The 18,893-nt window shown below is 35.0% G+C and carries 17 protein-coding genes and 1 pseudogene; 9 read left to right on the top strand and 9 right to left on the bottom strand.

Going from position 1 to position 18,893, the window contains the following annotated elements; translation table 11 throughout:
• Positions 1–208: pseudogene (locus ACFFIS_RS14070) on the bottom strand (ISL3 family transposase); the annotation flags it as partial.
• Between the two features lie 740 nt (positions 209–948).
• Here ACFFIS_RS14070 and ACFFIS_RS14065 point away from each other — a divergent pair.
• Positions 949–1,518, top strand: a complete 570-nt coding sequence (locus ACFFIS_RS14065; RefSeq protein WP_390188060.1) for a TVP38/TMEM64 family protein — start codon at positions 949–951, stop codon at positions 1,516–1,518.
• Between the two features lie 50 nt (positions 1,519–1,568).
• Here the strand turns inward: ACFFIS_RS14065 and ACFFIS_RS14060 are convergent, their stop codons facing one another.
• The gene (locus tag ACFFIS_RS14060) at positions 1,569–1,958 is read right to left on the bottom strand and encodes a sigma-w pathway protein ysdB (protein WP_390188059.1); all 390 of its coding nucleotides are present in this window, start codon (positions 1,956–1,958) and stop codon (positions 1,569–1,571) included.
• 238 nt (positions 1,959–2,196) lie between these two features.
• On the opposite strand from ACFFIS_RS14060, the gene dut reads away from it, so the two are divergent.
• A complete protein-coding gene (dut, locus tag ACFFIS_RS14055; RefSeq protein WP_320379347.1) occupies positions 2,197–2,631 on the top strand; it encodes a dUTP diphosphatase in 435 nt (144 codons plus the stop codon).
• Positions 2,632–2,832: 201 nt separating this feature from the next.
• Positions 2,833–3,918, top strand: a complete 1,086-nt coding sequence (locus ACFFIS_RS14050; RefSeq protein WP_320379346.1) for a M42 family metallopeptidase — start codon at positions 2,833–2,835, stop codon at positions 3,916–3,918.
• Positions 3,919–3,966: 48 nt separating this feature from the next.
• Here ACFFIS_RS14050 and ACFFIS_RS14045 read toward each other — a convergent pair whose 3' ends face one another.
• From ACFFIS_RS14045 to sspI, 6 genes are all read right to left on the bottom strand, one after another.
• On the bottom strand, positions 3,967–4,596 hold the full coding sequence (locus tag ACFFIS_RS14045; protein ID WP_320379345.1) for a lytic transglycosylase domain-containing protein: 630 nt from the start codon (positions 4,594–4,596) through the stop codon (positions 3,967–3,969).
• Positions 4,597–4,658: 62 nt separating this feature from the next.
• The gene (locus ACFFIS_RS14040) at positions 4,659–5,330 is read right to left on the bottom strand and encodes an ABC transporter ATP-binding protein (protein ID WP_320379344.1); all 672 of its coding nucleotides are present in this window, start codon (positions 5,328–5,330) and stop codon (positions 4,659–4,661) included.
• A complete protein-coding gene (locus ACFFIS_RS14035; RefSeq protein WP_320379343.1) occupies positions 5,323–6,450 on the bottom strand; it encodes an ABC transporter permease in 1,128 nt (375 codons plus the stop codon). The genes ACFFIS_RS14040 and ACFFIS_RS14035 overlap by 8 nt, the downstream gene beginning before the upstream one ends.
• Entirely contained in the window at positions 6,450–7,673 is a 1,224-nt protein-coding gene (locus tag ACFFIS_RS14030; RefSeq protein ID WP_390188056.1) for an ABC transporter permease, read from the bottom strand. The genes ACFFIS_RS14035 and ACFFIS_RS14030 overlap by 1 nt, the downstream gene beginning before the upstream one ends.
• Before the next feature lie 38 nt (positions 7,674–7,711).
• A complete protein-coding gene (locus ACFFIS_RS14025) occupies positions 7,712–9,265 on the bottom strand; it encodes a hypothetical protein (protein WP_390188054.1) in 1,554 nt (517 codons plus the stop codon).
• A 435-nt stretch (positions 9,266–9,700) separates the two neighbouring features.
• On the bottom strand, positions 9,701–9,928 hold the full coding sequence (gene sspI / locus ACFFIS_RS14020) for a small acid-soluble spore protein SspI (RefSeq protein WP_320379338.1): 228 nt from the start codon (positions 9,926–9,928) through the stop codon (positions 9,701–9,703).
• Positions 9,929–10,067: 139 nt separating this feature from the next.
• Between sspI and ACFFIS_RS14015 the strand changes: the two genes are divergently transcribed.
• The 3 genes from ACFFIS_RS14015 (at position 10,068) to pheT (ending at position 14,681) form a co-directional block, all read left to right on the top strand.
• The gene (locus ACFFIS_RS14015; protein ID WP_320379337.1) at positions 10,068–10,811 is read left to right on the top strand and encodes a TrmH family RNA methyltransferase; all 744 of its coding nucleotides are present in this window, start codon (positions 10,068–10,070) and stop codon (positions 10,809–10,811) included.
• A 395-nt stretch (positions 10,812–11,206) separates the two neighbouring features.
• Positions 11,207–12,241 carry a phenylalanine--tRNA ligase subunit alpha gene (gene pheS / locus ACFFIS_RS14010; protein ID WP_320379336.1) on the top strand — a complete coding sequence of 345 codons (1,035 nt, stop codon included), beginning with the start codon at positions 11,207–11,209 and terminating at the stop codon, positions 12,239–12,241.
• Between the two features lie 13 nt (positions 12,242–12,254).
• Positions 12,255–14,681 carry a phenylalanine--tRNA ligase subunit beta gene (pheT, locus tag ACFFIS_RS14005; protein ID WP_390188052.1) on the top strand — a complete coding sequence of 809 codons (2,427 nt, stop codon included), beginning with the start codon at positions 12,255–12,257 and terminating at the stop codon, positions 14,679–14,681.
• 149 nt (positions 14,682–14,830) lie between these two features.
• Here the strand turns inward: pheT and rnhC are convergent, their stop codons facing one another.
• Positions 14,831–15,778, bottom strand: coding sequence for a ribonuclease HIII (gene rnhC, locus ACFFIS_RS14000; protein ID WP_390188050.1), 948 nt, complete (start codon positions 15,776–15,778; stop codon positions 14,831–14,833).
• Positions 15,779–16,213: 435 nt separating this feature from the next.
• Between rnhC and zapA the strand changes: the two genes are divergently transcribed.
• From zapA to polX, 3 genes are all read left to right on the top strand, one after another.
• Entirely contained in the window at positions 16,214–16,489 is a 276-nt protein-coding gene (zapA, locus tag ACFFIS_RS13995; protein ID WP_320379333.1) for a cell division protein ZapA, read from the top strand.
• Positions 16,482–17,015, top strand: a complete 534-nt coding sequence (locus tag ACFFIS_RS13990; protein WP_320379332.1) for a CvpA family protein — start codon at positions 16,482–16,484, stop codon at positions 17,013–17,015. The genes zapA and ACFFIS_RS13990 overlap by 8 nt, the downstream gene beginning before the upstream one ends.
• A 150-nt stretch (positions 17,016–17,165) precedes the next feature.
• Complete coding sequence (polX, locus tag ACFFIS_RS13985; RefSeq protein ID WP_390188049.1) at positions 17,166–18,884, top strand: DNA polymerase/3'-5' exonuclease PolX; 1,719 nt, start codon at positions 17,166–17,168, stop codon at positions 18,882–18,884.
• Positions 18,885–18,893 lie beyond the last annotated feature (9 nt).

Below are 18,893 nucleotides of genomic sequence, written 5' to 3'. Positions count from 1 at the left end.
GAGATAATTGTGTTCCATTTTTATAAATAGAGGCGCCTACTTTTTCCGCCTGACAATTTGGGCATTCATTCACTTCATATGTTAATTTTGCCTTTATAAATTTACAATCTTTCCCTTTATGTTGTCCATACGTTACTGCATTTTCGCTTATATAAATATTTTTATCTTGAATATCTAACATATTTCTTATATCATTTGATATAGACAAGTGAGTTCCCTCCTATGAATTGGTTTTCGTCGACTTTAATTCTACAGGGAATCTCACTTGTTTTCTATTTATAAATTATTTTCATAAACATCATCCCACAATACTAGTTGTCCGTAATGAAAATGACCGACTCCTGTGGGAAAGCACGTGTCTGAAGACCCCACAGGAAGTGGGTTTCTTCCGAGGAGGCTGAAGCCGTGCCCACGGAAAGCGTGTCAATTTTCATGTAGGACAACGGCATGCACGCTCCATTTCAAAAATACTTTTAGCCTATGAAGTTAATATAAATAAAAAACGACGCTGGCGAGATTTGTCCACCAACGTCATTTATTGTACAACCTTTTTTACTTACTATAAATGCTAGGTGTTCATACGGTGTACTTTCTTAAGTTCACCGCCATAAACGCAAAATCTAATTCATTTTTTACTTTCTCTTTGTCTTTCCAACGGCATTGTTAACACTAGCAACTATGTAATGATTTTTCTATGAAATTAAAAGGTAGTTAGGCAAGCCAATCTGAAAAAGAAGTGCCTAACGTCCTTTTTTACAATTACTGGGTGGTATGTTCCGGCCCCCATTTAGTAATATAAGAAAGTTATGTCTTCAACAATCAATATAGAATCAAATGAGAAAGGGCATATGGATCAATCAATTTATGCTCAGTCATAACTCCATCATGGAAGACATACTATAAATAGTAAGGGGTATCATGAACCTAGCTTTGAAAAGGAGGCTGGTTATGGAACAGGCCGGGCAGTATGTGATGGTTTTTATTGAAACCGCTGGATTATTTGCCCCACTCATTTTTATAAGTTTTCATTTACTAAGACCATTGTTTTTCGTACCAGTTGTCTTTATTTGTGTTTCAGGAGGCATTTTATTTGGAGCATTTGCTGGCACGCTTTATTCCTTAATAGGTATTACATTATCTAGTATCGTATTTTATTTAATCGTTCAATGGGCACCTAAAACGTTACAAAGATTTGTTAATCTAAGAAAGAGGTTGCTCAAAAACACGGAATTCACGACAACACAAATAGCAGTATTAAGATTAATTCCTTTTATCCATTTTCATTTATTATCATTATGTTTATTAGAACTATCCCGTAACTTTAAAGACTATGCTAAAGCTTCTATTGTCTCGAATATTCCAATCGCCTTTGTTTACACGACATTAGGCCAATGGATTTCGACATTATCCCCTTTGTTTGTCCTCATTATTTTACTTCTGTTCATACCGTTGATTTACGTACTTAGAAGAAAAGAAATTATTATTAAATGGCAAGATTTTTTCCAAACTGCCACATAAAGGAGAAGAAAGTGGGCAAAAGGGTTAGAGCCTTTTGTCCCATCATCTTCTTATTGATGTAAGAGTAATTGATTTATCGGATGTTTCCATTCGATTTTAGCATGAGGGTAGTGGATAAGTATTTCCTTTTCTAAAAAATATAAATCCTCACGCGTAAGGCCATTTAACTCCATTGGACTGTGCACGGTAATATGAATATTGACAATTTCAAAGGAGTCTTCCGTGGTACCTATATATTTTTCTCCTTCAAATAAGCATCCCTTAAAGACGAACTCAATATTCTTTTTACTATTAGTAGGGTCATCTAAAAAGAAAAATTCACCAGACTCCTTTGCCAAGTTTAATTTACGCTGTGGATTGCGAAGATATTTCAAACCTGTATACATGAGCAATAGAAATGATATTATGATGAGAATGCGAAACAACGTAACTACAAACATGTCCAACCGCTCCTATTGTTTTATTATCATTCATACGAAATAAGGAGAGTAGAGGTTTCACTTATTGATTGAAAAAATGCTACAATGTAAAAAAGATGTTTGTTTATTCGTTTTAATGAAATGGAAACGTCTATATATGCAAGTCTATAGGGTGATAATAATTTCTATAAAATGGTATTCAAAAAATAAGATGTGAAACTATCTTGTATTAATACATAGTGAAAACGGGGGATTACGAGTGGAATATAACTTACAAATAAAATTAATACATGCGGATGCTAAACTACCATATCGAGCGAACGAAGGTGATGCAGGCTTGGATCTGTTTTCTATTGAAGAGAAGATAATTAAGGCAGGAGAAGCTGCGTTAATTGGAACAGGTATTCAGATGGCGCTACCAAAAGGTACGGAAGCGCAAATTAGACCGAGGAGTGGTTTAGCTTTAAAACATGCCATTACAGTTCTCAACAGTCCTGGAACAATTGATGAGGGATATAGAGGTGAAATAAAAATCATCTTAATTAATCATGGAAAGAAGGATTTCAAGGTAGAGAAACAGATGAGGATTGCGCAAATGGTAATAGCACCAGTTTTACAAGTCAAACTTGAAGAATCTAATGAATTAGCAGAATCCGTTAGAGGACAAGCTGGTTTTGGTTCCACAGGTCAATAGGTTAATGTTAAACCCCACCATGCATCCTTACAATTAAATAATAGTAAGGATGAAGCGGTAAACGCCATAAACTATTTGAAAAATAACGATATATTATATAAAAAGTAAATACTGATAAACTGAACAATTGTATTAATTTCTATAAAACAGTTATAATAGACGTGTTGTAAAGAGATGTGCTAATGGAGGAGGAAGTTACATATGACAAAAATGGATGAAACATTAACGATGTTAAAAGATTTAACAGATGCGAATGCGATTTCAGGCAACGAAAAAGAAGCTAGAAAAGTAATGGAACGTTATATTACACCTTTAGCTGATGAGGTTTACACAGATAATCTTGGCAGTCTGATTGCTAAAAAAACTGGGGCTCAAAATGGTCCGAAAATTATGGTGGCGGGTCACCTTGATGAGATTGGTTTCATGGTTACTCGAATTGATAAAAAAGGCTTTGTTTATTTCCAAACAATCGGAGGCTGGTGGAGTCAAGTTATGCTTGCCCAACGTGTGACAATCATGACAAGTAAAGGAAATGTTACAGGCGTAATCGGTTCAAAACCACCACATATTTTATCTGCAGAAGCACGTAAAAAACCAGTAGACATTAAAGAAATGTTTATTGATATTGGAGCAACTAGTAAAGATGAAGCGGAAGAGTTTGGTGTGAAGCCGGGAGATTCAGTAGTTCCTTATTTTGAATTCACACAACTTAAAAATGAAAAGATGTTGCTAGCAAAAGCATGGGATAACCGAATTGGTTGTGCCATTGCAATCGAAGTGTTAAAGCAATTAAAAGATGAGCAACATCCAAACATTGTTTACGGTGTTGGAACCGTGCAAGAAGAAGTGGGACTACGTGGTGCTAAAACGTCAGCGCATTTAATTAAACCCGATATTGGCTTTGGTGTTGACGTAGGAATTGCTGGTGACACTCCAGGTGTTAAGGAACAAGAGGCCGATAGTAAATTAGGGGCTGGGCCACAAATTATCCTTTATGATGCTTCCATGATCTCACATAAAGGTTTACGTGATCTTGTCATCGAAACAGCAGATGAGAAAAATATTCCATACCAATATGCATCAATTGCAGGTGGCGGAACAGATTCCGGATCGATTCACTTAACTGCAAATGGTGTTCCATCGTTGTCCATTACAATTGCTACAAGATACATTCACTCACATGCTGCGATTTTACATCGTGATGATTTTGAAAATGCAGTAAAACTTATCGTAGAAGTTATTAAAAAACTAGACCAAGATAAAGTGAAAGAAATTACATTAGCTTAAGAAAAAAAGAGAAGGGAATGCATCATGTTGCATTCCCTTCTCCTGCATTTAAGTTAAATAAGAGTCCATAATTTTTGTTACATAATTTTGTGTTTCTCTAAAAGGTGGAATTCCATTATGCTTATCAACATTTCCGGGACCTGCATTATATGCAGCCAGGGCCGTTTCAATGTTGCCATGGTAACGTTTAAGCATCTGTGATAAGTATTTTGTCCCACCTTCAATATTTTGTGCTGGATCATATGGATTGGTGACACCAAGAGACTTAGCCGTACCAGGCATTAATTGCATTAAACCCATTGCGCCTGCACCACTCTTTGCATTCGGATTATAGTTTGATTCAGCTTTTATAACAGCATGGATGAGTTGTGGGTCAACATTATATTTTTCCGCTGCCGCCTGAACGTATGGATTATATGCTTGTTGAGTAGGTGATGACTTCGTATGATTTTGGGTACCTTTGACAGGGAAAAAATTAGTAGCCATTGAAGATGGGGACAAATTCCTAGGTGAAAATTGTTCCGTATTTAACATCTGGGCTTGATCGATTTTTTCCTGTAATAATTGTTTAAATGCCAAGTCAACAATCGGTGCCAAATTAGATAATGAATCATTTTTATTTGTCATCATAGACATGGCTTGAAGTTGTAAAAATTGCTGGAAATTTTTGATTTCCATTAAACCCCTCCTTTACTTACCATGTCTATTTTACTATATAACTAGGAAAAAGTAACTATATTTTAAAATACGATGATTTCTTTCTTGATTTCTTTTAATAGCTCCACATAGAAAGGATCTTTGCCAATGCAAATGACACGGTCACATAAGTGAACAATCTCATCCATATCGTGTGAAGTATAGATAATCATTTTACCTAAATGCTTGGCTTGATGAAGTAAATATTGATTAATTTCTTTTTTAGATTTTAAATCAATCCCAACAGTTGGTTCATCTAGTAATAAAAGTGACGGATCATGGATAAAGCTGATTGCCATGTTTAATTTTCTTTTCATGCCGCCAGATAATACTTTGACAGGTGTGTTCCATTCGAAAAGATTCATATCTGTACATATCTTTTGTAATTGTGTATCTGTCTTGTTTTTCCACGATAGCTTTTCGAAATACCGCATGTTTTCAGCAACAGTAAATTCTTCCCATATGGCAATATCTTGTGGAACAAAACCAATTTGCTTTCTAATCTCACGTCGATCTTTGATATAGCTTTTATCATGAAGTGTAACTGTACCGACTGTTGGCTTTTCAAGTGTAGCTAATATCTTTAATAACGTAGATTTACCAGCTCCATTCTCACCCACTAAGCCAACGATATCGCCGGATTGTAGTGTGAAGTCGATATTTTCCAATACTGTTTTTTTGCGGTAACGTTTTGTAATTTGACTCACTTTAAGCATTGGATAACTCCTTTCTAGTAAACCAAATGAAGAAGAATACGATGTAAACGGTAATACCAACATAATGTAAATGGTGGTCCTGAAAGACGGCTAATGGATTGAGATGATTCATCCAAGTTAATTTTTGTAAAACGAACTTTTCCATATAATTACCGCTAAATATCATACATAGGATAGAAAACATGAGTGAAAATCCATAATAAGCGAATACCTTTTTAAAGTTATTTGCAATGATGCAGGCACATAATATAACGATGAAACGAAATGATAAAATCTGCCAAAGGATATTGAATTGAATATCTTGATTTAGGCTATAGTGAAAGACTGCAATGGTTGCTAAATCACATATTAAAAATAGTAAAAAGTATATGATAAGGTTTTTAATAATAAAGACAGCATAGGAATCTTTCATAAATGCATAGCGACTATAGATGAACGTACTTTTTTCCCGAATGACCCAATCAAATATAAGAAATGTACAAACCATAGAGAATGCAGCCCAAATAGTCCAAGGATTAAGTAATCCATTACTAGGGGTGGAGGCGTTTATCTGATTGTCAAAAGAAAAAGATGTTGAAATAAGATTTTCTTCGTCTTGGGTTTGTTTACTACGCATCGTAATATCTTCCCACGTCCATTTATCTCCATATCCATTGTCATTTGCTAGTTGTAGCACGGTGTGAGCTGCTTTTGACCGACCTGCATCTTGTTGAACGATAGATAATAATGTCTCTTTAACAGGAGCGTATGCAAATGATAAATTTGATTGATATCCGACAAGAAGTTGATTGCGCATTCCTTTATGAATAAGTTCTTCATATCCATCTTTGATAATAAACACACTATCTAATTGATGAGTTTCTAATTGATGTAATGCTTCATCCACTTGTAACTCGGTTATTCTTACGAGTGGGGATTGTTGTAACGCATCAACAATGGAAGTTGCAAAAGAAGTATCTTCCTCTAATACTATCCCGACAGGTATTTTTGTGTCGTCTTTTAGTTCATGGAATATATGTACAATAAAAATTGTCGCAATAATAGGCAGTAGTAATAACGCAAATAAACTTAATGGTTGCTTTTTCCATTGATAGAATCGGGTTATGAAAATGTGTTTCATTATTTAAATACACGCCCTTTCCAAATGGAGATGGCTATAAATATAAAAAAGCTAACGATGAGTGTGATAACTAACTTATTATAATCGAATTGATTTCCTTGATTCATGATAATATCCATTATTGCTTGTAAGGCTTCTGTTGAGAACAAAAAGGAACTGTATTTTTGCAATGATAATGGAAAATATATAGTTGGAATAATAGCACCACTCAATAAAATAATCCCTATCATCATTGCAGCTTGTACAAGTATTCGAAATTTACTAGTATGAATGAGTGTATTTATAATAGCTAATATAAATAAAAAAATTGCACCAAATATTAACAGGATAAAGAAAACATGAATAGCGTTGTGTATCTCGAGCTCCAGTTTCATTCCATATATTAGAAGAAATAGTGTAAGGATAATTAAAGTTCCTACTACTGTTAAGCTGGTCAATATTCTCGCCAGAATTTGTTCAGTTAATGTTACACCATACAATGTCATACGCCTTGAAATTTGTATTGGTGTTTCTCGGCTTAGTAAGGAATAAATTGAAAAGAACCATACAGTAATGACGATAAACAAACTGGCTACACTATAATAATGAATAGGTGACGCACTTGCTTGATTAATAAGCTTTTCTTCTGTGATGACATTATCTTTACCAATTGTGAACATAAGAAATTTCGTGAACTGTTCGAATAACATAGCATGCCTACGCTCGGCACTTATTCCCATTTCTGTGGCATAGTCGTAGATCGTAAGAATGTTAGCTTGTGAAGTTCTTATATGCCTGGCAATACTACCAACTAGCTCATTTATCATCATACTTTCAATAGGTTGTTTTGGGTTTCCAACAATAGATAGTGCAACAGACTTTCCCTTATACAAGCTTTCTGTAAAGTTATCAGGGAAAACAACATAGGCGCTTAACGTATTGGATCGAATTCCTTCCTTTGCTTCCTTTTCAGATAAAGCTGTCATATGTATGTAATCACCTAATTGGGAAGCATCTTCCATCATGTCTATTACCATTATCGTTTCTTCTGATTGATCCAAGTCGATCAATCCTACTTCTATGATCGCTTCTTTAGAAGGTGTGAAGATGGAAAAACCAAGAAATGTAAATAGTCCGATTAAAATAACTGGAAATAGTAAAACAAGAGGAAGTGAGAGCCACTTCCTCCATAAATGATTAAAACCTTGTTTGTAAAACATAACCAATCGTTTAAAAAAAGACATGTTAGCCCTCTTTTCAGTAAGAAATTAGCCGTAGCAATTTACCAAGAAGGTCCCATAAGATTAAATAAATACTCTTGCATATCGTATAGTACTTCGTTTTCGAAGAAGTCAGCTAATTCATCTAAATTCATATTACCCAAATCTTTCACTTGACCTTCTGATGGAATTTTTACTTCTTTTGTTGTTTCTGCTGTTTTCTTCAGATGTACGGTTAACATATCTCCGCTAATTTCATCTGCTTCAACAGCAAATTGGTGATTCGATTTCATGTTGCTTTTTTCATATGTGGCATCACCATTCCACATAAATTTTAATTGACCAGGTACTTCAAAATGACGTTTAAATTCTTTCTTTTTACCATCAAAAGTTTCATCGTTAGTAAAAATTACTTCATTATCATTTATGAGCAGTGTAATTGTGTCATCGGATTTTTTGCCATCATAAAACAAATCGCCGTTTATTCCAAAAGTGGCCTTTGTTTCTTCATCGCCAATGTTAAATTCATATTGAAACACTTGTTTATCTTTATCTAAAAGTTGTGTACCTTTAACATGTAATGATAAAAGTGATGTATTATTTTCCGCTAAGGACAAGCTTAAATCCCTTTTTACTACTAATCCTTTATGAACCCAAATTGTAGAAGTAATACCTTCGGGGATTTGCAAAAGGTCAAGGTTGTCCTTTACTTCAGCAATCATATCTTTCAAGTTATAAGAGATACCACTAAATACATGTTGATATTCTGGTGATGCGAGCATTTGTTTGAAAACTAAATCCATATATTCATTTAGTTTTTCATCCTTTTCCATCAAATTTAATATTTCTAGTAAAATATCTTTTGTCTCTTTCTCAGATAATTTGAAAGTAATTTTATCTGTTTTCAAAGATTCTTTGTTAACTTCAACTTGATCAGAAGACATTTCAAATGCTTCGTCCGGAAGTTTGTGATATATAACTTCCATATAATTCTTTAGTAAATGATCCAAGTTTTCTCTGACAACTTTATCAGCACTTCTAAAATAGTCTTTAAAGTTAATAAAATTAACATCTTCCATAGTTGGATCTGCTTCACCTAATAATTTATTCAAATCCGCATTTGAAATTTTAAACACATCTTCCACGAAAGGTAAACCAAATAATAGCTCATCACCAGTTAAATAAAGGTCAAGATTTCCAATATCCATATTTGCAAAACTAGCACCTAATGTAGTTGCGAATTTTTCGTTTTTCTTATCGACTTCAGATGTAATATTTACTTTTGCATTGTTAATAATTTGTGCTGCACTAAAGATTCCAACACCTTGATTTCCTGGATCGTTATATTCAACCGATAATTCATAATCAGACTTTGTGGGAGATTGTTCGGTTGTTTCACTCCAATCCAATTCAGATTGATATCTACCTTCTACTTTTTCAGATAATAGTTCCATAGATTTTGATTCTGCTAAAAAGTATTGTTCCTTCGCTGATTGATTTAGAAATGCGTAAGCAGCAACCCCTCCAACAACGACAAGTGCAATAACGAGAAAAATCATCACTATTTTCCTCATGTCACTTTGCTTTGAATTTCTTGCATTCATTTGATCACTCACTTTTATTTCCCCTCTTTTCTTTTACCCCAATAATAGGCTGTTCAAAAACTACATTTTTTAGAACTGCTATATCCTTTTTATTTGTTTTGAACATCTATCATAATACTATTTATATGGTGTGGGTAAATACATATAGTAATAATATATATGATTTCAAAGAAAATATCTTTACTTTTTTAAAAAATAGATATTAATACCTAATTCGATTTGTTTGAATAGTCACTTCCTATTGTATGCTATTCAAGATAAGTATCATCCATACATATAAAAGATTTTTTTCCGATAGATATCATAAGTTTAGCAAGAGTTGCTTTGCGAATAAATAGGGCTGAGGACGAAGAGTCAGCCTTCCTCAACTACTACAAATTAGTAGTTAAACGAAGGTGTCATACTCTGAAGTCCCAGCCCCTTGTATTTTGATTAATATGTAGCAATTTAACTCGGTGGATTTGCAGATACTTTTACTCCTTGTTCCAATGCCTCAACCATTTCCTGTTTCTCTGCGTTATTCGATTGTTCCCAAATAAGCTCAAATAAAACGCCAAGACCTGGAAGCATTTTTTCCTCACCATTTTCAATTGCGTCAACAATTGTTGCTTCCAATTGGTTCTTATCATTTTGGGAAATGTTTTGAATGATCGCTTTACGTATATCAAGGTTCATAAGACGATTCCTCCTTCATTAGTTCTAAACTTTAAATATTAAATGCTACACATAGTTTGACCAGCATGAAGTGAAGTATGTATGATAAAATGGATAAATTATAAATAGATAAATGTCATAACAGATTGGAATGAGAAAAGTGGATGTTATAACGTCTATACAAAATGAAAAGGTAAAAGATTGGCGGAAGCTACAGCAACGAAAATATCGCCAACGTACCGAAGCATTTTTAATTGAAGGAGCACATTTAATAGAAGAAGCAATAAAAAGTAATTGGATCGTAACAGAATTGATTGTTTCAGAAAGTACAACAGTTCCTACGAATATAGAGCAAATAGCAATAAATTATGTATCGGAAGCCGTCTTTCAACAAGTAACGCAAACAGAATCACCTCAAGGTATCGCGGCAGTAGTAAAAGTAAAGAAACAAAAAGATATCGTAGGTAGTCGATTATTATTCGTTGACGCTGTCCAGGATCCGGGGAATTTAGGAACACTAATCCGAACCGCAGATGCAGCTGGATTTGCAGCAGTTGTATTAGGAAAAGGGACAGTTGATATGTACAATGATAAAGTAATCAGAGCAACACAGGGATCATTATTCCATATCCCCATTTTGCAAGCGGATTTAAAAGAAACTATGAGAGAACTACAGGGGCAAGGCTATGTTGTTGTCGCATCGGCTCTTGAAAAGGCGGAACCATATACAACATTACAAAGAGATGAAAAAATGTGTCTAATCGTTGGTAATGAAGGTGCTGGTATTCAAAAAGAACTCATTATAGAAGCAGATCATATTGTGAAGATTCCGATTTACGGGAAAGCAGAATCATTAAATGTTAGTGTAGCAGCAGGAATATTGATGTATGCACTTGTTGAGTAAGGTGTTCGTAACATCTTTTGGCAAGAGAGTTGCAAAAAAGTACAAAGTTATCTATAATCATATAGAAAATGGATACATAATGAGGCGTTGAAAGAGCGGTTTAACAAATTTGATACAGGACAGGAAAAAATACCTTGATTGAGAGTATTTACTGTATACTTGTTAAATTTTCACTCTGGAGCTGTCACTTGGACCTTGCCATTTATATGCGAGTAAAGGTGCACCGGACTATTTCCGTTATCAAGATCGAGTTGGACATGAATATTATTCATCATGTCAACAAGGGTGGTAACGCGAATATACAATCTCGTCCCTTATATAGGGTACGGGGTTTTTTTGTTTTTTATTACTTTTTGATAGGTGAATCATCATTTAAAATTAGGAGGTTGATTTGCATGAAAGAACAATTAGAGGAAATACGTCACAAAGCAATACAGCATATTAGAGAAGCAGAAGGGCTTAAAGCACTTCAAGATATTCGTGTTTCTATTTTAGGTAAAAAAGGCTCCATTACTAGTGTTTTAAGAGGAATGGGGAAACTATCAAAAGAAGAACGTCCTGTCATCGGTGAAATAGCAAACGAAGTCCGTAATGTGATTACGGATGCTCTTGAACAAAAAGTAAAAGAATTGGAGCAAATTGCGTTAGATAAAAAGTTACAAGCTGAAGCAATTGATGTTACATTGCCAGGAAGACCAGTTCCAACAGGCGGCCCACACTTATTACGTAAAATTATTGAGGAAATTGAAGATCTCTTTATCGGGATGGGCTTTGAAATAAAGGAAGGGCCAATCGTAGAAACAGATTATTATAATTTTGAAGCATTAAATTTACCACAAAACCACCCGGCACGTGATATGCAAGATTCATTTTATATTACAAATGATTTATTGCTGCGAACACACACATCTCCAATGCAAGCAAGAACGATGAGGGAATACAAAGGTGAAAAAGCTGTAAAGATGATTTGCCCAGGAATTGTATATCGTCGTGATAATGATGATGCGACACACTCTCATCAATTTACACAAATTGAAGGCTTGTATGTAGATAAAAATGTACGTATGAGTGATTTAAAAGGAATTCTTGACGTCTTTGCGAAGAAATTATTTGGGGAAGACCGAGAAATTCGTTTACGTCCAAGTTTCTTCCCTTTTACGGAACCTTCAGTTGAAATGGATATTTCTTGTAAAGTATGTGGTGGGGACGGATGTTCGGTATGTAAGCAAACAGGTTGGATTGAAATACTAGGTGCAGGTATGGTGCATCCACGCGTACTTGAAATGGCAGGATATGATCCTAAAGTATATTCTGGATTTGCTTTTGGTATGGGACCGGAACGAATTGCCATGCTGAAATATGGCGTACAAGATATCCGTCAATTTTATTTAAATGATAAACGATTTTTAACACAATATCATCAGGCGTAGGAGGTAAGGATAAATGCTCGTATCATTAAATTGGTTAAAAAATTATGTGGATATTTCAGATGTCACTCCAGAACAATTAGCAGAAAAAATTACACGATCTGGAATTGAAGTAGATCATGTACAATATATCGCAGAAAAGAGTTCAAATATCGTTGTAGGTTATGTAGAATCATGTGAAAAACATCCGAATGCTGATAAATTAAATCTTTGTCAAGTAGATGTTGGAACGGAAAAATTACAAATTATCTGTGGTGCACCAAATATTGCGCAAGGGCAAAAAGTGGTTGTTGCAAAACCAGGCGCTATTTTGCCAGGAAACTTTAAAATTAAAAAGGCGAAATTACGTGGTGTTGAGTCAAATGGTATGATTTGTTCATTGCAAGAACTTGGTATGGAAGACAAATATGTTCCAAAAGAATATGCAGAAGGTATTTTTATTTTCCCAGATGATGTAGAGGTTGGGGAAGATGTTGAACCATTATTAAACTTAAATGATGCTGTGTTAGAGTTTGATCTTACACCAAATCGTGCGGATTGTTTAAGTATGTTAGGGGTTGCTTATGAAGTAGCGGCAATTTTAGAACAAGAAATTCAGTTGCCTTCAGAAGAAATTCATCCTGTTACAGAACAAGCAAAAGATTATGTTGCAGTGGAGGTGGACGCAAAAGACTTAAATCCATACTATGGTGCATTTATTATTCAAAATGTAAAAATTAAGCCGTCCCCATTATGGATGCAAAATTATTTGATGGCTGCTGGAATTCGCCCAATTAATAATGTGGTTGATATTACAAATTATGTTTTACTTGAATATGGTCAGCCATTACACGCATTTGATTATGATCGACTCGCAACGAAAAAAATTGTTGTACGACGTGCTAAGGAAAATGAAACAATGGTGACACTTGATGATGTAGAACGAAAATTAACTACAGATCAGCTCGTGATTACAAATGGAGAAGAGCCTGTCGCGTTGGCTGGTGTGATGGGTGGTGCCAATACAGAAGTACATGATGGAACCCATAATATCTTATTAGAAGCTGCTTATTTTGACCCTACTACAGTCCGAAAGGCAGTAAAAGCGACTGGTCTACGTAGTGAATCGAGTACAAGATTTGAAAAAGGCGTCGATCCAAATCGTGTTCGTAAAGCTGGTCTACGTGCTTGTGCTTTAATAGAAACATATGCAGATGGAAAAGTACTACAAGGTGTTGTTGAAGTAGACGCACTAGATAAAGTGGAACAAACAGTTGAAATGGACACAGAATCGATTAATAAACGTTTAGGTACAACTATTTCATCCGAAGAAATTGCCCAAATTCTTAAACGACTACGTTTTGACTTTGAACAAAATCGTGATCATTTTATCGTAAAAGTTCCAACGCGTCGTGGTGATATTACAATTTTTGAAGATATGCTGGAGGAAGTGGCTCGAATTTATGGATATGATAAAGTACCATACACATTCCCAAGTCATTTTTCACAACCAGGTAGGTTAACGGAAGCCCAACGATTAAAAAGAGCAATCAATCGTTATTTACAAGGAGCCGGCATGATGGAAACCGTCACATACGCATTGACGAATAAACAATTTGCTACAACACTAGTGAGTGCTGATGTGCGATACGAGCAACCGAATCCGATTAGCGTATCAATGCCAATGAGCGAAGACCATCAATATTTACGATTAAGTATTCTACCGGAGTTACTAAAAACTTTATCGTATAATATCGCAAGAAATGAAACAAGTCTTGCTTATTATGAGCTTGGCCCGGTATTTATTTCTAGTGAAGAAACATTGACAAAACAACCACATGAACAACTTCGTGTTGCTGGTGCATTAACCGGAAATATGTTAGAACATGAATGGCAAAAAGAAGTGAAGAAAGTTGATTTTTATGTCGTCAAAGGAATCGTGGAAGGCCTATTCCAACAATTGAATTTACCTGTCGCATTTAAACAAGCAGTGCTGGAGGATATGCATCCTGGTAGATGTGCGGAAATACTTTTAGAAGATAAAGTCATCGGATACATTGGCCAACTCCATCCACATTTTGAAAAATCATTAGACTTAAAAGAAACATATGTCTTTGATATTAATGTAGAGAAAATATTAGCTTCATATCTTCATGTACCGGCATATACAGCAATTCCTAAATATCCTGCTGTATCTCGTGATGTAGCATTTATATTAGACGAAGATACGCAAGCTGGACAAATCGAAGAGCGAATAAAAGAATTAGGTGCTCCACTTGTCAAACATGTACATGTTTTTGATGTCTATCAAGGGGAACACTTAACTGATGGTAAAAAATCAGTAGCTTACAATCTTGTTTATCAGGATCCGGAAAAAACATTAAAAGATGATGAAGTAGAAGCATCATTTCAAGAAATCATTGAAAAGATAAATGCGGAATTTCATGCCTATGTACGTTCATAATTAAAATACCTAACAAGAAGAGACTGGGAAAAAACAAAAAGGCCAGCCCCCTTATGTACTACATGAACGGGGGTCAGACCCAAATGTCCCAGTCTCTTTACATGGGTAAATTTATAATGAAGGATACACTTGAACTAGTCATCCACGTTTCATAAGTAAGCATTTGCTTTTTGTGTATTAGCAAAGTGTGTTTTTGCACAAGATGATAGCGCATCTTTACCTTTTAATTGAATCAGTTCGGCAATTGCACGGTCGACCTTTTGGGAAGCCCCCTTAGGAAGCTCCATGCCCACTTGCTCTGATAATTTATCCATTTCTTTTAGGAAGCTTGCCCTTGCGATAATGGATCCGGTTGCTACAGCGATGGAGTAACTTTCTGCTTTTGTCATAAAATATGTCTGGTTAGGCAGAGACTCATTTTCGGAAGAAAGATGCCGTTTGTATACGTCTGGCATACAGAATTGATCAATCAATATACCTTCTAATGGTCTGTTTGGTACTTTTTTTAATAACTTCTTGATCGCATGATGATGTAACAAAGTTTTCATTTTACCTTGTGTCCAACCTTGTTGTTGCAGTTTATTATATTTTTCATTATGTAAGTTTAATAGTGTGTATGGAATACGTAAACGTAAAATTTCCTTTGTTAGTTTTTGAATAGTTTGGTCGGTAATCTTTTTAGAATCTTGCACACCGATTTCTTTAAGTATTTTGATATGTTCCTCGTCAACATAGGCACTCGCTACTGTAACGGGTCCAAAGTAATCACCCGTGCCCGCTTCATCAGAACCGATATGGGGACGACTGAAGAGATATGGTGGTGGTGAATAATATGTTGATTTTGTCGTTGGACTTTTATGTTTCCCCCTATTTGAACTTGGGATACTTGTAGAGGCAGATTTATCCCATTTCTCCACTTCCTTTTCTGGTGCACTCCCTTGAAAAAGTACTTTTCCGGAACGATATGCCGTTATGACTGCAAAGTTAGTTTTTGCACGAAATACTGCCCCTTGAGGAATATCGATTAATGCATGATGATAATATTGCTTCATCGTTTGAATGGTATCATTTGAAAACACCAGTACCTGTTGAGACATTCTTTTTACACTCCAATCATTTATAATGTAAAATAAAACTAATTTACATACGCTGAATATAGTATAGGATATAATGAAGTGTGGAAGGTTTGCAAATCATTACGTACTATATTATATAGTGAGAGTCGAATATTCATATGAAATGATGTAAAGAACAGTTTCCTAAATGGTCTAGTTCATGGTAATATAAAAGATAAGAGATATTCAAATAGTCCGGTAAAATGACACACCATTACTCGGATTTCTGGTGCAGAGGACGTACGAATGGGTACGTTGTGCTAAAGGGATTCAAATCTGCTGGCCACATCTATGTAGTCCAAGGCTGTTTTCCTCAATTCTGCACGGTGCTTTTTTGAACAGAAAATACATATTAATTTATAAAAACTCATATATACAACATGTGATCCTACAGATGTCGTTAGAGGAGGGAAAAGTGTGACCCAAGAGAAAAAGACGAGAATTACAATTGAAATTCATAATAAGTCTTATACCATCGTTGGAAATGAAGCCGAAAGTCATGTTCGTTTAGTTGCAAGTTTAGTTGATCAAAAGATGAAAGAAATTCAAAATATGAATCAAAATCTTGATACAGCTAGTTTAGCAGTTTTAACAGCTGTTAACGCAACGAGTGAATATCTGAAGCTAAAGGAAGAATATGCATCATTGTTAGGTTCACTAAAACATGAAAGAGGACAAATAAAGCATGGTTGATTTTATTTTGGTTTTACTACTTATTTTTGGTTTGTTAATGGGGCTTAAAAGAGGTTTAATCTTACAAGTTTTCCATTTGATTGGCTTTATCGTATCATTTGTTATTGCAATTTACTATTATAAAAAATTAGCTAGTAAATTAGTATTGTTTATTCCATATCCGGATTTATCTGATAAAAGCTCGTGGGCAGACTTTCTACAGGCCTTACCATTAGAAACAGCTTTTTATAATGCTATTGCATTTGTAATTATCTTTTTCGCTGCAAAAATTGCGTTGCAAATTATCGCATCTATGTTAGACTTTGTGGCATCCTTACCAATTCTAAATTCAGTGAATAAATTACTAGGTGCATTACTTGGCTTTATAGAGGTGTATTTACTTTCATTTATTACGCTATTTTTATTGGCATTGACTCCGGTAGATGCTATTCAACAATACATCAATAACTCCTCGGTTGCTTTATTTATAATTGAAAAAACACCGGTTTTATCTAAGGAAATGGTGAAGCTCTGGATGAATGTATAAATATTAAGTCGGAAAATATTGTTTGAAGTAGGACTAATTCACTTTGTTAGGGGATCTATTGTTGGTCATGTACAATAAGGATGTCCGCAATGGATTAGTCCCTTTTACTTGTTTTTATACTATTTAATTTGGAATAAAGGGTGAAAGATTTTGGTTATCAATAAAAAAGATGTGTTGAGGTTATTGGAAAAGATTGCGATATTTTTAGAGTTAAAGGGAGAAAACCCTTTTAAGATAGCAGCCTATCGTCGAGCAGCACAGGCCTTAGAAAAGGATTCCCGTTCGTTAAATGAAATAGAAGATTTTACAAAGATAAAAGGAATTGGAAAAGGAACAAATGCTGTTATCGTGGAATACATTGAAAATCAGCATTCTTCAACATTGGAGGAATTAGAGAACACAATCCCCAAAGGACTCATACCACTTCTAAAAGTTCCAGGTCTTGGTGGAAAGACGTTAGCAAAACTGTATCAAGAGCTAAAAATTGTTGATGCAGAATCATTAAAAGAAGCCATTGACAGTGGTAAAGTAGAAAAGCTTCCCCGCTTTGGTAAAAAGTCAGTAGAAAATATGCGACTTGCACTAGAAGAGATGGGAAAACAACCAGATAGGTTACCGATTTCCTTTATGTATACAGTTGCAGAAAATGTTGAAAATTATTTACAGGGAATACCGGAGATCATACGTTTTTCAATTGCTGGAAGTTCACGTAGAATGCGGGAAACGTTGAAAGACCTCGATTTTATCATTGCAACAGACGAGCCTCAGCTTGTTCGAGAAGCGCTTCTGAAAATGGAGCGGATTAAAGAAGTCATTGCGCAAGGAGATACGAAAGTCTCCGTTGTTTTAGAGGAAACATATGATGTACAAATGGACTTTCGCCTTGTAACAAATGAAGCATTTACAACGACACTACATCATTTTACAGGATCAAAAGATCATAATGTGGCAATGCGCCAACTCGCAAAGGCTCGTGGTGAAAAGATTAGTGAATACGGGGTAGAGGTTGAGGAGACGGGTGAAGTCATTACTTTTCAAACGGAAGAAGATTTCTTTCAACATTTTGACTTACATTACATACCACCTGAAGTCCGAGAAAATAAAGGGGAAATAGAAGCGTTTAAAGAAGCAATAAAATTGATTGAGTTAGAAGATATTCGTGGTGATTTGCATATGCATACAACATGGAGTGACGGAGCCCAAACAGTGGAAGAAATGGTGTTACAGGCGCGTAAGAAAGGATATGAATTTATCGCAATTACTGACCATTCTAAAGCACTTCGAGTGGCAAATGGATTAGATGAGACAAGACTGCGGAAGCAAAGAGAAGAAATCCATGAATTAAATGAAAAATATGATGATATCAAAATTTTTGCTGGTGTAGAAATGGATATTTTACCTAATGGTGAGCTAGATTTTTCAGATGATTTTTTACGGGAAATGGATTTTGTCATTGCAGCGATTCATTCAAGTTTTAATCAAACAGAGGAACAAATTATGAAGCGGATTTACACCGCACTAGAAAATCCATATGTGTCGTTAATCGCACACCCAACCGGACGCTTAATTGGTCGACGGGATGGTTATGATGTGAATGTAGAAAAGTTAATTGAAAGAGCAAAGGAAACAAATACTGCATTAGAAATTAATGCAAATCCACACCGATTGGATTTAGCAGGTAAATGGGCTAATCTTGCACAGGAAAATGGTGTAAAACTGGCAATTAACACGGATGCGCACAGTTTTAATATGTTGGAACATATGGCTTACGGTGTACGACATGCAAAGCGAGCATGGATTCAAAAAGATACAGTTTTGAATACATGGTCAAAAGATAGACTTACATCATTTTTTAACCGAAATAAGTGATGTAATTAT

The organism is Paracerasibacillus soli (genome assembly GCF_042432965.1).
Taxonomy (GTDB): domain Bacteria; phylum Bacillota; class Bacilli; order Bacillales; family Amphibacillaceae; genus Paracerasibacillus; species Paracerasibacillus soli.
The sequence above is the reverse complement of the archived record's forward strand: the minus strand, read 5'-3'. Positions and strand labels throughout refer to the sequence as shown.